This window comes from Lunatimonas salinarum (assembly GCF_017811155.1).
Taxonomy (GTDB): Bacteria; Bacteroidota; Bacteroidia; order Cytophagales; family Cyclobacteriaceae; genus Lunatimonas; species Lunatimonas salinarum.
Window position 1 is genome coordinate 18913 of record NZ_JACVCV010000017.1, and the last position, 15589, is coordinate 34501.

General features: G+C 47.4%; 11 protein-coding genes. 8 read left to right on the forward strand and 3 right to left on the reverse strand.

Annotation, left to right across the window (positions count from 1 at the left end; all coding sequences use genetic code 11):
* Position 1: 1 nt before the first annotated feature.
* The 3 genes from IAQ59_RS17790 to IAQ59_RS17800 are packed head-to-tail and all read left to right on the forward strand — an operon-like array spanning position 2 to position 2386.
* The gene (locus IAQ59_RS17790) at positions 2 to 796 is read left to right on the forward strand and encodes an undecaprenyl-diphosphate phosphatase (protein ID WP_209332198.1); all 795 of its coding nucleotides are present in this window, start codon (positions 2 to 4) and stop codon (positions 794 to 796) included.
* Positions 793 to 1473 (forward strand): tRNA pseudouridine(55) synthase TruB, encoded by a 681-nt coding sequence (gene truB, locus IAQ59_RS17795; protein ID WP_209332199.1) that lies wholly within the window; start codon positions 793 to 795, stop codon positions 1471 to 1473. The genes IAQ59_RS17790 and truB overlap by 4 nt, the downstream gene beginning before the upstream one ends.
* The gene (locus IAQ59_RS17800; protein WP_209332200.1) at positions 1460 to 2386 is read left to right on the forward strand and encodes a bifunctional riboflavin kinase/FAD synthetase; all 927 of its coding nucleotides are present in this window, start codon (positions 1460 to 1462) and stop codon (positions 2384 to 2386) included. The genes truB and IAQ59_RS17800 overlap by 14 nt, the downstream gene beginning before the upstream one ends.
* Positions 2387 to 2444: 58 nt before the next feature.
* Here the strand turns inward: IAQ59_RS17800 and IAQ59_RS17805 are convergent, their stop codons facing one another.
* Positions 2445 to 6044, reverse strand: a complete 3600-nt coding sequence (locus IAQ59_RS17805; RefSeq protein WP_209332201.1) for a T9SS type A sorting domain-containing protein — start codon at positions 6042 to 6044, stop codon at positions 2445 to 2447.
* A gap of 129 nt (positions 6045 to 6173) precedes the next feature.
* On the opposite strand from IAQ59_RS17805, the gene IAQ59_RS17810 reads away from it, so the two are divergent.
* Both IAQ59_RS17810 and IAQ59_RS17815 read left to right on the forward strand, forming a co-directional pair.
* Positions 6174 to 6380 carry a hypothetical protein gene (locus tag IAQ59_RS17810; protein ID WP_209332202.1) on the forward strand — a complete coding sequence of 69 codons (207 nt, stop codon included), beginning with the start codon at positions 6174 to 6176 and terminating at the stop codon, positions 6378 to 6380.
* Positions 6381 to 6448: 68 nt separating this feature from the next.
* Entirely contained in the window at positions 6449 to 7582 is a 1134-nt protein-coding gene (locus IAQ59_RS17815; RefSeq protein WP_209332203.1) for a hypothetical protein, read from the forward strand.
* A gap of 27 nt (positions 7583 to 7609) precedes the next feature.
* Here the strand turns inward: IAQ59_RS17815 and IAQ59_RS17820 are convergent, their stop codons facing one another.
* Positions 7610 to 8209 (reverse strand): TetR family transcriptional regulator, encoded by a 600-nt coding sequence (locus IAQ59_RS17820; RefSeq protein WP_209332204.1) that lies wholly within the window; start codon positions 8207 to 8209, stop codon positions 7610 to 7612.
* Positions 8210 to 8391: 182 nt separating this feature from the next.
* Here IAQ59_RS17820 and IAQ59_RS17825 point away from each other — a divergent pair, with 182 nt between their 5' ends.
* From IAQ59_RS17825 to IAQ59_RS17835, 3 genes are all read left to right on the forward strand, one after another.
* Positions 8392 to 11625, forward strand: coding sequence for a SusC/RagA family TonB-linked outer membrane protein (locus IAQ59_RS17825; protein WP_209332205.1), 3234 nt, complete (start codon positions 8392 to 8394; stop codon positions 11623 to 11625).
* 13 nt (positions 11626 to 11638) lie between these two features.
* A complete protein-coding gene (locus IAQ59_RS17830) occupies positions 11639 to 13429 on the forward strand; it encodes a RagB/SusD family nutrient uptake outer membrane protein (protein ID WP_209332206.1) in 1791 nt (596 codons plus the stop codon).
* 129 nt (positions 13430 to 13558) lie between these two features.
* Positions 13559 to 14788 (forward strand): alkaline phosphatase family protein, encoded by a 1230-nt coding sequence (locus IAQ59_RS17835; protein WP_209332207.1) that lies wholly within the window; start codon positions 13559 to 13561, stop codon positions 14786 to 14788.
* Positions 14789 to 14928: 140 nt separating this feature from the next.
* Here the strand turns inward: IAQ59_RS17835 and IAQ59_RS17840 are convergent, their stop codons facing one another.
* Positions 14929 to 15486: a Uma2 family endonuclease gene (locus IAQ59_RS17840; protein WP_209332208.1), complete on the reverse strand. Its 558-nt coding sequence runs from the start codon at positions 15484 to 15486 to the stop codon at positions 14929 to 14931.
* Between the last annotated feature and the right edge of the window lie 103 nt (positions 15487 to 15589).

Sequence of the window (15589 nt, forward strand, 5' to 3'; positions counted from 1 at the left end):
AATGACCACATTCGAAGCCATCATCCTGGGGATTGTTCAAGGGTTAACCGAATTTTTGCCGGTTTCCTCCAGTGGACACTTGGAAATCGCCGCTGTATTGTTGGGAAGTACCTCATTGCCTGAAGAAAGCCTTCTATTTACAGTAGTCGTACACTTTGCCACGGCCCTGAGTACCATCGTGGTGTTTCGAAAAGACATTGGGAGAATTCTTCAAGGACTGCTGAGGTTTCAATGGAATGAAGAAACCCAATTTTCACTGAAGATCATCCTTTCCATGATTCCCGCCGTAATCATCGGGTTGTTTTTCGAACAAGAGCTCGAACAGTTGTTTGGAGGAAAAATCGTCCTCGTGGGCAGCATGCTGCTGGTTACCGCTATGCTCCTGTTTTTGGCTGACAAAGCCAAGAGTACCGGGAAACCGGTTTCTACGGGACAGGCAGTGATCGTAGGACTTGCGCAGGCAGTTGCCATGCTGCCTGGTATTTCAAGGTCCGGAGCAACCATATCCACCTCGGTATTGCTGGGTATTGACAAAGAAAAAGCTGCCCGTTTTTCTTTTTTGATGGTATTACCCCTGATTATTGGAAAGATCGGGAAAGACATATTGGATGGGGCATTAACCTATGAAAACGAGAATTTTGGAGTGATGGCTGCCGCCTTTGCTGCGGCGTTTCTAGCAGGGCTTTTTGCCTGTTCTTGGATGATTCAACTGGTCAAAAAAAGTAAACTTACCATCTTTGCCGTTTATTGCGTCGTGGTAGGCTTGATTGCGATCCTAGGTGGGCTAATGACATGATATCTGCTGAGGGAACCGTCTATTTAATCGATAAACCTTATACTTGGACTTCCTTTGATGTGGTCAAAAAAGTACGCAATGCCCTAAAAATTAAAAAAGTGGGGCACGCTGGTACCTTGGATCCTTTGGCAACCGGACTTTTGATCGTATGTGCTGGAAAAATGACGAAACAAATTGACCGCTTTCAAAGCCAGGAAAAAGAATACGAAGGCACCTTTGTGCTCGGAAAGACGACCGAGTCATTTGATTTGGAGCAAGAAATCGTAGACGTCGCAGATCCTTTCCATCTTGAAGATGTTCAGCTGCTGGAGGCTAGCAGAAAGCTTACGGGAGACCTAATGCAGATTCCTCCCATACACTCCGCCATAAAAAAAGATGGAAAAAGAGCCTACCTTTCTGCAAGAAGTGGGCAGGCCTTGGTTATTGATCCTAGGCCCGTAACGGTACTTGAATTTGAGATAACTGCCATATCCCTACCGGAGGTGCACTTTCGTATAGTATGTTCAAAAGGCACCTATATACGAAGCCTGGCCCGCGATTTTGGCGAATTATTGGGTGTGGGCGCCTACTTATCCAGGCTGGTCAGAACGAGAATCGGCGATTTCCAATTGAAGGATGCAGAAAACCTACCCGAACTGATCGAAAAATTGAAACAAGCGCAGCATGAAAATCCATAAGGATTTAGCCCAGCTTCCAACCATGTTACATCCTGTGGTGACGATCGGCACCTTTGACGGGGTGCACCTTGGCCACCAAAAGATTCTCTATCGGATCCGACAAATAGCCCAGGAGTCAGGGGGGGAATCGGTATTGCTTACCTTTTGGCCGCACCCTCGCATGGTCCTAAAGCCTAATGACCATCAGATCAAACTACTTTCTACCCAAGCAGAAAAGCAAGATCTCATTGCGCAGTTTGGGATAGACCACTTGGTCAGCATCCCCTTTACGAAAAGCTTTGCTGCTACGAGCTCCGAGGAATTTATCCAAGACATCCTTATCAAAAAGTTACGTACAAGTAAACTGGTGATTGGCTATGATCACCGGTTTGGAAAAGGACGGGAAGGAGGCTTCGATTACCTGCAATCCAACCAGCACCGCTTTGGCTTTGAACTGGAAGAGATTCCACGGGCTGATATCGACCAAATAGGAATAAGCAGTACCAAAATCCGACAGGCACTTGAAGCCGGTGACCTGGAAACCGCTAGTAACTTTCTGGGCAGACCGTATGGACTAACGGGCCGTGTAGTAAAAGGAAACCAACTCGGCCGGAAAATCGGCTTCCCCACCGCCAACCTCCACGTGGACGAGGAACACAAGCTGATCCCTAAAGACGGCGCCTACGTGGTAAGTGCCAAATACAGAGATAAGCAATACCCCGCCATGTTGAACATCGGCAACCGCCCCACCTTGCAAGGGGCCAACAAGACCGTCGAGGCACACCTTATTGGCTTTGAAGGAGACCTATACGGTGAGCAACTGGAAATCCGCTTCCACCGGTACCTCCGCGAAGAACAGAAGTTTGATAACCTGGAACAACTAACCTCCCAACTACGCAACGATAAGCAAGCGGTGATGCACTTTTTTCGTTAGCGAAATGCACTTCCCTTTAGTCAATATACATGGCTGCGGACTTTTGGGTGTACAGCCCCTACTGCTTTAGAAGTTTCGTCTGGCTGTGAAAGGAACCGTTGATCAACCTGACCATGTATAGTCCATTTCTGAGACCAGCGAGCTGAAGTGCTAACTCCTGCCTATAGGCCGGCAGCTCAAACTCTCTATGTACCTGTCCATCGGGCCCGATAATACGAACGATACTTGGCTCGTCAAAGGGGTGGGAAAGCTGTAGAATCGTCTTTTCGGACACGGGATTTGGGTGCAAACTACACCAAGGACGTACCGATGCCGTAACCGAATTGGACTCCGTACCGTACCCCGTAGAAGCACTAAAAACATAGCTTCCCGGAGACATTTTTGGTATACGAGCCCTCCAAACCGACTCCTCCGTCTGAACCCATTTTACGGGCCTTTCAACCCTCTTTTGATCTAACCATAGCTGCGGGATAACGCCACCTTCCAAAGGACTGCCTACTGCTAGTGTAAGGGATATCTCATCCTTCTCTACTTCGGCCCAAAGCTTGAGAGGATGTGCGCCGGGCGTGTTGAGTTCCTCATCGCTTGCGCGAATCAATAGAGGAATGGAAGAAAGCGGCAGCATCCATTGCCCATTCTCCTGCTGAATGTGTACGCTTTCCCCGTCCGGCTTCAATCCAGAGAGGTACCAAGCCCGCTCTAGGTTTCCTGGATAAAATAAGGGCACATTTACTGAAAGGGAATCTTCTCCGACCACCGGCCTCCATGCTATTAAGTGGGACCGCTCTCCATTTGCATTCCGCAAGGCGTAAATATATGCCTGCTCATTTTCTTGGATAATGCCATCAAAAAACAAGTCCCCCATAAGGTTTTGCATCGACTCCACTGCCGTAAAGGCGCGCTTTTCCCTAAAATTAAACAGTCGAGACTCTGTCAATCCCGAGCGGTCGTAGTTGAGCGGTGCCTTGCCAGTTGCCACATCCACGTTGGCATAAAAATACCAGTGCGCCCTATCTACCCCCATACGGCTAAGCCAAAACAACCCCCTGAGCGCATAAACTGCCTGGGACATCTCACTGACTGCCTCCGTGTTCACTGCCTGCTCGTTGGCACTGGAAGCATCCCAGCCCCATTCGGTAACATGCACCTCTTTCCCGGGCATATTATGATCCCGAAACCGAAGGCCGGCAAACACCGCTCTCATGGAGGATTCCGGATGCTCCGGGTGTACCGCAATTCGCAAACCTGCTTCATCCCGCGCATAAGAGTAAACGTGCAGGTTTATCCCGTCCAGGTAGGACGCAGCAGCCTCGCTTAGCTTAAAGCCCATGTAGTTTTTTCCGACCCCGGTGTTGCCTGCCTCCCACCCTGCCGCCTGAAGTGCTGCCGGGAGAACGACCAATTCGGGATCCGCTTCCTTCAGTCCTTTGGCCATCCCTTCCAATATCCGGATGTAAGTAGAGTCGCTGTAATTCCATGGTTCGTTACCGATTTCTACCGATCGAACCAAATTCAAATTGCGCGGCCCATACACCTTTCCAAAGGCCTGCCCCAACGCCCATGCCGATTCGTATGGTGAGCTCCAGTCAGATTCAGAAAAACGGTCAAAGGTATAGGTCACATCCACCTCAAACCCCTTGTCTTTCCAGTCCCGGTACTCCCGGTGCCACTGTGTCCACTGCATGTGTACGTTGAGGTTATCCGGACTATAGGAAGGAACGATATCAGGGTCTGTCGTATCCCAGTGTATGTTGTGGTAGTTTCTCGCTTGCGAAGCGGCACGAATAAACTTCTGAGCACCCTCATCCGAACCCTGTAAGCTGGGTATCTTATTGGTGCCCCAAGCCCAAACGGTATTTAACCCAAATAACTCCGCAAAACTCCGTTGCTGCGGCTTTGGCTGTGGGGGTGGCCCATAGGTACCAAAGCGGTCGTATACGGTAATTTCCTGCACAGTCGCCTTTTTGAAATCCTGATCCACCAAATCGTGTTCCACCCGAACGAACCTCGCGGATATGGGACTTTCCAGATAAACCTGTTGTTGATCGAGACGGGTAGGATCCAATTCTTCCAACAAGGTAAGCTCTTCCAGGCTAGGTCCCGCCAGCAAACGGGCACGGAGAGAATTGTTACTACCATTCCAATGCCTGGTACGGATCCAAGAAACCTGCCGAATCTCCCCCAAATCTACGGTGACATGCTCAGTGAGTGGCTTCGAATAGGCTCCGATTTCCTGTATCGCAAATGCCGCCCAACCGGTCACGAGAATCTCAGTGACCGAATCCATTTCTACCACATGGCGGAGGTTGGCATTTGTCCATGCGGGATGAGAAAACTCGTGTATCTGTCCTTGTGCATTGCTGACCTGGATAGTCAGCGGAGACGACAAACCGGAACCGACTCTTAGGTTTAAGCGTCGGATGGGTACCGCTTCCAATTCAAGGCGATAATAGGCAGGGGCTGTCAAGGTACCTTGAATCAGCGGGGTGAAATTTCCCAACACACCATCGGTGGCATTTGTCACGGAAACCGAATTGGAGGCTATACCCGTACGGCCCAACAAGACATTTTGATCGGGATTTGCCAAATACCTATCGGGTAAAGGATTGTCGGAAACCCAGGAAGTTGCGAAATTATTATCCAGTATTGCCAACGGCTGATGAACTGGGTTGGACACAGACGAACTGGCCAAAGCCGTAGCTCCTTTGGATAATGGGGCGTGTATACCCGCATCTGGATCCCAGTTCGTAGGCTGAACAGGCGGCGTTTCCGGCTCCCGCGTCTCGGCAAAGGCAGTCAATTCAAATACCGATACCTTGCGGTAATTTTCGACGGAAAGGGTATGTTCTAGGCGGAGATACCTGCTCCAAACGGCGCTTTCCAGCACGGTTTTAGTCACGTCAATAGATTCTGGATTCAAATCCGCAATCCACACCAGGCTGTCCGGATGGTTTCCGGCATACAAGGTGGATTTAACTGCATTCCCACTTCCCGCCCAGTGCTTGGTGTGAATTTCCTTAATCCAATGGGCCTCCTGAAAGTCAAACGTCAAAAACTCCCGGAAAGGAACTTGGGTCGCACCCAACTCATAGATAAAAAAACTCCCGGGGCTGATCAACTCTATCCCGCTTATTTGAGTAGGGTCAGGTGTAAAGCGAAGATGCTGATAATTGGCGCTTAAGGGATAAGTCATGTCATGAACATCACCCCCTATCAACTGCAACCGCAGAGTCACCGGCTGCTTCAGTCCACCCAGTCGAACACCGATGGAATGAACAGTGGTAGGTGTAGAAAAACTAAGGCTGACCCTCGCCATCCCATTTACCGGTTGAATGGCAGAAGATGCTGTTTGAAGATTTCCATCCGTGGCCGCAGCCAAATTCAATGCCGCATCTGACACGAGAGGTATTCCCAATAAAATATTCTGATGTGCCTGCGCCAGGTAACGGTCCGGCAGGGGGTTTTCTGAGGTCCAATTCGTATGGAGATTCCCGTCCGTCGCCAAACCTGGAAGGGCGGATTGGTGTACTGAACTGGCGGAAACTACGGGAGACAAAGGGTAGAGTTCCTCCTGCTGTCGTGCGCTTACTTGAAAAATCCCAAAAACACAAAACACCAAAAACCCAATTCGGATCAAAGAACTAGTCCTCGTAAGCATGACGATCCTTTCTACAAAGTGACAAATACCCCATTGGATTCATGTTGAATCTACGACAAAGGTAACTAAAAAGAGCATGATAAAGGAAACAATTACAAAGGATAAGGGTTTTTAATATCAAAAAAAGCCATGAATTCCTTCCTATTTCCTGTATATGCCGTCACCGGTTTTCTACTCATTTACCTGACTGCGATATTTGTCAATTTGAACACGGCCATTATACTTTTTATGTTTTCAGCGAGCCCGATCCTTGTACTTTGGATGGTATACAGGGTATTGAGATCAGAGGTTCAAAGTGCGTACACATTTGAGGAAAAGTGGTACGAGGACATCTAGTAAATTTTTGAAGACAATTTCCTGTTCTATCACTTTGATTGCTGCTTGGGCAAAGTGTATTTTTGCGCATGCATACAAAAGAAATTACCCACCTTTTTATCGTATTTCTTTCCACCTTTTTGGTGGTATCCTGTTCGTCGTATTCCCCAGTTGACGAACCCAACGCAGGCTGGGAATTGATTAAAATTGACTCGTTTTCCGTGGATTTTGGCAAGGAAGTCCACGGGGTGGCTTTTAATGGGCAAAAGGGTGTTTTCTACCATTTTAAAGACGTGTCCCTTACCGAGTTTGATACTACAGGAAACATCCTGCGTACTACCTTGATCGAAGAGGAAGGGCCAAATGCGTTGGGATACATTGTAGGAATGCTGTATCGGCCCGACGGTTCATTACTATTGCAGTCCCTAAACGGCGAAATCGGACTCTTGGACAGTACGCTTACGCTTTCTCGCAAAATCCTAATGCCTTTTCAGTCCACCTTACCGGCTATGCGAAGCAACGTCAAAAGTATGGCGTCCAAAGAAAATGAGGTCTTTGTATACTTTCCGGGAAGAAACGGCGCCAATCCGTATGAAAAAAACTATTTCAAAAACAACTACCTACTCGAACGTATCAACCTTCGCACGGAAACTATAAATCCGGTTTATAAACTGGCCATCGAAAGCAAGTTCCAAGAAGACACCTACCATGACACCCCTTATATTTTGGTGTCCATTTTCGAAGAGGAGTTGTATTTTGTATTAGACAATGAGCCTGTCATCCATATTTATCAGTTGGAGAATGGGGATTTCCCGCTCCAATCTATCCCGCTTGAGGCCAAAAAATTTATACAGGTCACTCCGAATCCCATTCCACTGGGAAATATGGACGGTGTGTATCCGGCAGTGATTGACGGTCTGTTTGGATTTGATGGAGGATTTGCAGTCACCTATGGAGAAGGGTTGGAGAAGGAGGAGGTCGATAGGCAGCCGATGGCAGATCCCCGGCTCTTAAAATCCCTACAACGTAACCTGCTGAAATTTTTCAGCCACAAAAACGGGTGGTCCAATGAAATAGAAATCCCCCAAGAGGTCTCAGAAATCATCCATTTCAAAAGTACGGACTCGTATATTTATGGCTTGAAAAACACCGCCTACCAAAGGTCGGATGGCGCTGGACAAGTAACTGTTTATAAATTAGCCCTGATCCCCAAGGAATCCTGATACGTAAAATCTACCTATAGCAGCTCACTATTCTCCAACACTAACCACCTTTAACAGATCAATTACCTGCTGTTTGAAAAACTCCAGCTTCGTCGCATATTCTACCCGATCATCAATCATTCCGAGGTAGTAATAGGCACCTTCCACTACAACAAAAATCTGTTCGGCAAGTCGTTCTGTATCGCCCTTTCCTAGTACCGGATCCTGCTGCAAAATCTCATCCAAGGTTCGGCGAAGTGCCCCATGAAGATCTTTGTAGGCCTCTCGAATGGTAGGATTGCGAAAGGTGAGCGCATAACAACTGTAAAATACGCCATCATCAAAAAGTAGATTCCACTCTCTTGAAAACAACCGCTCTACCAAATTGTCGACATCCAAGCTTTTGGAGGTACTCAATTGGGTCAAGATGGGCTCGTAGATTAGTTGGTAATGTTCTAAAATAAATGTAATCAACTCTTGGATCAGTATATCCTTGGTAGGGAAATAGTGCATGATTAAGCTAGGAGGGATCTCCAATCGCTTGGCAATCTTAGCGATGGAAGCATTTTCGAGCCCCACCTCCTGTGCCAGTTTATAAAAACCCTCTACAATTTCCGATTCCCTCGCCGCCCTAATAGAATTCTTCATACTCAACAGGTCAATCATCAAACAGTATCAAAAACAAATTTAAAAAAATAAAAATATATTTCTCGAATAAAAAACTTTTATTTAATATTGAATGAACATTCAATAAACATTTCTTAATATACCCTTCATTTTGAAGTAATACCCAGCAACTAACTTGCACGAAAATCAATAAACGCTATCTTATGGAAACAACTTTACCCAAGTCTCAAAGAAACTATTTGGCAATCCTGATCTGGGTAGCCTTTTTTATTTTGATTGGGACCATGAATTTGTATGCCCAGCACACTGTCAGCGGCATCGTAAAAGATCAAGCGGAGAACCTACCCCTTCCTGGCGTCTCCGTTTATGAGCGCAATGCATCCAATGTCGCCATTACCGACATTGATGGAAGGTATACCATTCAAACCAGCTCAAGCGATGTAGAGCTGGTTTTTTCGTTTATAGGCTTTGAAACCCAAACCATAAAAGTGGCCGGAAGAAGCAACCTGGACGTCACCATGACACTGGAAGAAACACTCTTGGAGCAAGTCGTGGTGGTGGGATACGGTACCCAGAAAAAAATCAACCTCACGGGAGCGGTAGATCAAATCGGAGGCGAGCAATTGGTCAATAGACCGGTGGCAAACGTCATGCAAGGATTGCAAGGAGCGAGTCCTGGACTAAACATCACCTATTCAGGTGGGCGGCCCGGTTCTGTGCCGGACATCAACATCCGAGGCTTCACTTCCATCAATGGAGGCGGTCCACTAATTGTTATTGACGGTGTGGCAGGGGCCTATGAGGACCTTCTCAGATTGAATCCCTCAGATATCGAGTCCTTCTCCGTGCTACGGGATGCCGCCTCTGCTGCCATTTATGGAGCTAGAGCAGCCTTTGGCGTCATCCTCATCACTACCAAAACCGGTGGATCCAAACAAACCATCAGCTATAACAGCAATTTCACCTGGGGAAAGCCCACTGTGCTTCCCCGTCCGATTACCGATCCCTATATCTACTCTCGAGTGATGGATCAAGCGACAAGCAATACCCCTTGGAACTACATTAATTTCAATGATGCCCATTACCAGTGGGCCAAGGAGCGCTCTGAAGATCCATCTATAGAAGACGTTCGGACCGATCCCAATAACCCAAATCGATGGGCGTATATGGGGAACTACGATTGGTATGATTATTTTTTCAATGCATCCAGTTTTTCCACCAATCAAAGCCTTGCGATCAGCGGCAGTGCGAATGCCAACGACCTGCCCATTAATTACTACCTCTCCGGAGACTACACCCGAGAAAATGGCTTAAATAAGCTGGTACCAGACTACTGGGATCGCTATTCGTTGCGGGCAAGGGTTAGTGCCAGTCCGAAAAAATGGTTAAAACTGGACAACAACCTGAACTTATATCAAACGGAACGCGGAGATCCTGCGGCAAATATTACCGATATTTACTACCTAACGCCAATTGAAGTTGCCGAAAACCCCGATGGTACTTGGGCAAATACAGATGCTGGTAGATTAGCTGCTCGCTTGAATGACGGAGGCCGAAATCGGGAGGATATGTTCGGTTTCCATAATATTATCCGGGCTACGGGCACCCTGCTAAATGGTGGCCTGACCATCACTGGAAACGCCAGCTTCAAAAGGGAGCAGTGGAAATACGCTTGGGACAGAAGGAAATTTGATATAGGTTTTGGCCCTGAGGATGTCCGAACCGAAGGCGGTGACGGATTGGTGGCTGAAAGAAATGGCACCCTGCAAAACACCATTTTTGACTTGTATGCCAATTACAACAAAACCTTCGGAAGCCACACCATTAGCCTCCTAGGCGGGTACAATCAAGAAAGTTACACCTATAGCTCTGTACAATCCGAACGAAGGGTGTTGATTTCATCTTCCCTGCCCTACCTCGGACTCACTACTGGCGATCAGTTTATAACTCCGGGATACAGTTCCTATGCCACCCAAAGCTTATTTGGAAGGGCAAACTATACGCTGAACAATAAATATATCGTGGAGTTCAACGGCAGATACGATGGCTCTTCCAGATTCCCCTCCAGCAACCGCTGGGGCTTTTTCCCGTCAATTTCAGGATCTTGGATCGTCAGTGACGAATCGTTCTTCCCTGGTCAAAACACGGACCTTTCGCCCACGCTGAAATTTAGAACCTCCTATGGAAGCCTTGGCAACCAAAACGTGTCTAATTTTGGCTTTATTCAGGCCTTGCCTACCGGACTTTCCAGCTATTTGATTAATGGAGACCGGCAACTGGTGATCACATCGGCACCACCCTTGGCCGTGGATCCCAATTTTTATACTTGGGAACGGGTAATTACCTCCAATTTTGGTGTAGATCTAGGACTTTGGCAGGATAAGTTTTTCGCATCATTCGACTATTTCGTACGTAACACCAAAGACATGCTGACAAACCCGGTGGAACTTCCTGGGGTATTGGGGACTTCGCCTCCGCAGCAAAATGCCGCCGATCTCCAAACAAAAGGCTGGGAAATAACCCTATCCTACCGCACACAATTTGCAACTGGAAGTGACCCCATCCAATTTAACTCCAAGGTTTTTGTATCGGATTCTCGCTCTTGGATTACCCGGTTTGAAAATGAACAAAGGTTGTTTTCAAACTACCGCGTAGGACAGGAGATAGGTGAAATCTGGGGCTTGACAAACGATGGCTATTTCCGGAACGAAGACGAAATTAGCCAACTAAACCAGTCGGCCATCATACCTTGGGGCGCATTGGATATCGTACCTGGATGGCCCAAATACAGAGACCTGAACGATGACGGCCGTATTGAAAGAGGCCAAACAGAAGAAGACCCTAGAGATTTGAGCATCATCGGAAACAGCCGACCCAGGTATCAATTCGGTGCGAACATGGATGCTTCTTGGAAAGGTTTTGACCTTTCCGTTTTTATCCAAGGAATAGGAAGACAAGATTATTACCCCAGACACTATTTGTTTTGGGGGCCCTATCAGCAACCCTATGCTAATATCTACCCGTGGAACCTGGATTTCTACCGGGGCGAAGCCGACTCAGATGCCATGCGGGCAAGACACTCCCAGTCTTATTTAGATGCGGGACTGGCCGATGTAAATTTGGATTCTACCTATCCCGTGCTGCAATCCTGGCTGGCGGACGCCAACTATGGCGCAGGTCTGGACATTCCTCAAACCCAATATTTACTGAATGCTGCCTACCTGCGAATAAAAAACCTATCCATCGGCTACACACTGCCCATGGAAGTGACCCGAAAAATCAAAGCCTCTCGGATAAGGGTATTTGTGACGGGCGAAAACCTGTTCGAGTTTTCCGCTATCAAGAATTTTGTGGACCCAGAAGCTGTAAACGATGGGTATGGCTGGGCCTACCCCTTCCAACGCAGGTATTCAGCAGGTGTAAATATTGATCTTTAAACCGGTTTTAATCATGAAAAAATATATCATCATTAGCTTTCTTGCCCTCATGGTGTCTGCCTGTAACGAAGAATTTATGGACAGATACCCACAAACTTCCATCGCACCGGAAGAGTTCTTCAAATCAGAAGAAGACCTAAGGCTTTACGTAAACGGGCTATTGGAACTCCCCGGAGTGGGTCAGTATCAAGCCGACCAAAACAGTGACAACCTTGCCACTACCGCCGCGATTGAAATCAAGACCATCATGACGGGCTCCCCAAATTCTCAAAATATTACCGGAGGGTGGAACTGGACTAGACTAAGAAATATAAACTATTTTTTGGATAACATGGTGGGTGCCAACGCCACTCCAGAGGCCAAAAATCATTATGAGGGATTGGCCAGGTACTATCGGGCGGTTTTCTATATAGGCATGGTGAAGCGCTTTTCAGACGTGCCATGGTACGGTAACCTATTAAACCCAGCCGATGAAGACCTGTACAAACCCCAAGACCCTCGAGAATATGTGATGGAACGGGTGATGGAAGACCTGGAGTTTGCATCCAATCACGTGCGGGAAGAAGTGCCCACCGGGACTCCTGGAAAGTGGGCGGTAAAAATCTTCTATGCGCGCACAGCACTCTACGAGGGAACCTTTCGCAAATATCACCCAGAATTGAATCTACAACAGACCGCCTCCGGATTTTTAACGAAAGCAAAGGACCTGGCAACAGAAATCATGAATTCGGGGAAATTCTCGTTGCATGCCACCGGGAATCCTCACACGGATTACGGAGCCTTGTTCAAGAGCCAAGACCTCATTGGCAACACCGAGGTGATCTTGGTAAACCCATATGATATCAATAAAGATCGGAACAGCAATATAAACTTCACCGTATTTGGCACTTATGAACAATCCCCTTCCAGAGATTTAGTTCAGACTTACTTAATGGTCGATGGCACCCGGTTTACGGACAATCCCAATTACCAAAACATGCAATATGTGGAGGAATTCACAAACCGCGATCCCCGCCTTTCTCAAACATTGGTTTATCCCGGATGGGTAAGGCAGCCAGAACCTAGTCCCTTTATTCCGCTAATGAATAGAAACTTTACTGGTTATTTCCAACAAAAGGGATATAACAATACGACCGACAACATCGCTATCGGGGGGTTGGACTTTCCGGTGTACCGGTATGCAGAGGCTCTATTGACTTTTGCGGAGGCAAAAGCCGAACTCGGTGAAATTACCCAAGCAGACCTTGATTTGTCGGTAAACCTCATCCGAAACCGTGCGGGGCTACCTTCCTTGCAGCTGACACAGGCTAACAACAACCCAGATCCCTTTTTAATGGAAAAATACCCTGCTGTCACGGGGTCCTATACCGGAGTGCTATTGGAAATCCGAAGAGAGCGTAGGGTAGAATTTGCACTGGAAGGGTACCGTTTCGACGACCTGATGCGCTGGGGGGCGGGAAAGGTTTTGGAACGCATTCCAGAAGGCATGTATTTCCCAGGACTCGGAAAATACGACTTGACTGGCGACGGTCACGAAGACATTATCCTGATCGGACGAGACCAAAACATTCCGCCGGATCCAGAAAAGGAACGTAATGCACTGGGAATGCTGTTGGTCTACTATCGAGCGGGCGAATTTGCAGACAACGTCACGGTCTACCTAAAGAATGGTGTCAACGGAGGTCCTTTGGTGACAGAAGTAACACCAAGGCAATTCATTGATCCCAAATACTATTACCGTCCTATACCATTTTCTCAAGTCACCCTTAACAGCAACTTGGAACAGCGGTTCGGTTGGGAATAAACATCACCTGAACGACACCTCTTCCGCAACTGGTTGGAAGAGGTGTTTTTTATTGAAATTTGATACCCGGATCATGTCTGCCTTACAACAGGCAGAAAGTACCACCATGGAAAAAACAATTATAAACATATGAAGCGTCCTTTTTCCCTTCTATTTTTCGTTGTGCTGTTGAGCACGATACATGTCTCATCCTTTGCGCAAGAAAGGAAAACACTATTTATCATCTTGGACGGTATCCAACGCGAGTTGCTAGAGAAAAACCCTACCCCTGCAATCGATGAAATTAGCCGAAAGGGAGCCTATCTCCATTCCCACGTAGGCGGCATGCGAGGAGGTTACTCTGAGACTCCTACCATCTCGGCAGTCGGATACAACAGCCTACTGACCGGCGTTTGGTACAACAAACACAATGTAAAAGGCAACAGTATACGCCAGCCCAACTATCATTATTGGACCGTCTTTAGGTTTTTCAAAACGGCCTACCCACACAAAAAGACCGCTGTCTACTCTACCTGGCTGGACAACAGGACCAAATTAGTAGGCGAAAACCTGCCAGAAACCGGCCACCTGCAGCTGGATTACCATTTTGATGGATTGGAAATCGACACGTTGGGCTTTCCCCACGACGATCAGAGCAATTACATCCACGAAATAGACAAAATGGTAGCCGCCTATGCAGCCAAAGACGTCCTCGAAAAAGGCCCCGACCTGTCCTGGGTATACCTGCAGTATACAGACGACATGGGGCACCGCTACGGAGCAAGTCAGCAAATGGATCATGCCATACAGGAAGCGGACAAGCAAGTAGGCCAAATCTGGTCGGCGATCCAAGAACGGGAAAAGCGCTATGGCGAAGAATGGCTTCTGTTAATCACAACCGATCACGGACGGGCAGAGGGCGGCTTCAATCATGGGGGGCAATCCGACGCGGAGCGGGCTACGTGGATCGTCTCCAGCCAACCGCTAAATGATAGGGCGGGGTCCATTCCCGGTGTAGTCGATCTGCTGCCCACGATGGCAGACTTTATGGGCATACCAATTCCCAAAAATCAAGCCATGGAGATAGACGGTATCTCCCTGCTGGGCACACCCCATGCAGATCGGCTTAGCGGATCATTAAAAGGCAACTTACTTCAGCTCAATTGGCACGCATACGACACCGAAGGTCGCGCCAAAGTCTGGGTCACCGCTGGGAATCAGTTCCGTTTCGGAAATTCAGACATTTACCGGCTAGTGGGTGAGGTAGACTTAAAGGATACCTCTGCCACCCTGGATCTTGGCACCGAATACCAAAACCTGAAGGTGGTGCTGGAACTTCCAGAAGGGTATTGCAATGTGTGGGTGAAAAGCATTCCCTGAGGCAGAAAACCCTAGACAGGGCGGAAAAAATCCCCTCCCTGTCTAGGGTGTAGGGTACCTGCTGTAGAAAAAAAAACAGATTGGAATCGAAATTAATTTCTATGTAGAGCGGAAAACACGCGGTAAATCTCCGAACGCCACTAGCCTAAAATAAACACATCATTCACCGCAAATTTTTTATCAATCAGGCTAATTTCCTCCCCCGGCAGGTATAGCTTGGTTTTCGAGTACGTCCCTTCTTTTACATTTGAAAAAACCTCTACACGATTGTTTTCCAAATCTATAATCCAATATTCCGGGATGCCGTGAATGGCATAGAGCGGAGCTTTTACTTCTCTATCAAACTTGATAGAGGCATTTGAAACTTCGATGATTGCAAGCACATCGGCAGGTACGGGGTGTGCGGAAGCATAAAAATCTGATCGATAGGTTAAGATACTAATATCGGGCTCCGGTTCATTCGTTACTCCCAATCTTAACGGATTTTGAATTCTGACGATAACCTGTCCTGACAGTAGTTGATTCATTTTCATTGCTAAATGATCTACAATTGCGGCATGTTTACTTCCGATAGGGGTCATTTCAAATATTTCACCGTTTATCAGTTCTAAACGGTCATCGGGCTTGAGTATTCCAATCTCAGCCATTTTGTGGTATTCATCCACACTGATCAACCGCTTTAATACTTCCATTGTCATTGAAATCAGGATTTTATATGTTTAAAGATAGCCTTTTTCCTGTTCTAAAAAAAACGTTGGAAACGCCGATCCGGCCCCTGGTTTTCTCTATAAATTTTTGTTT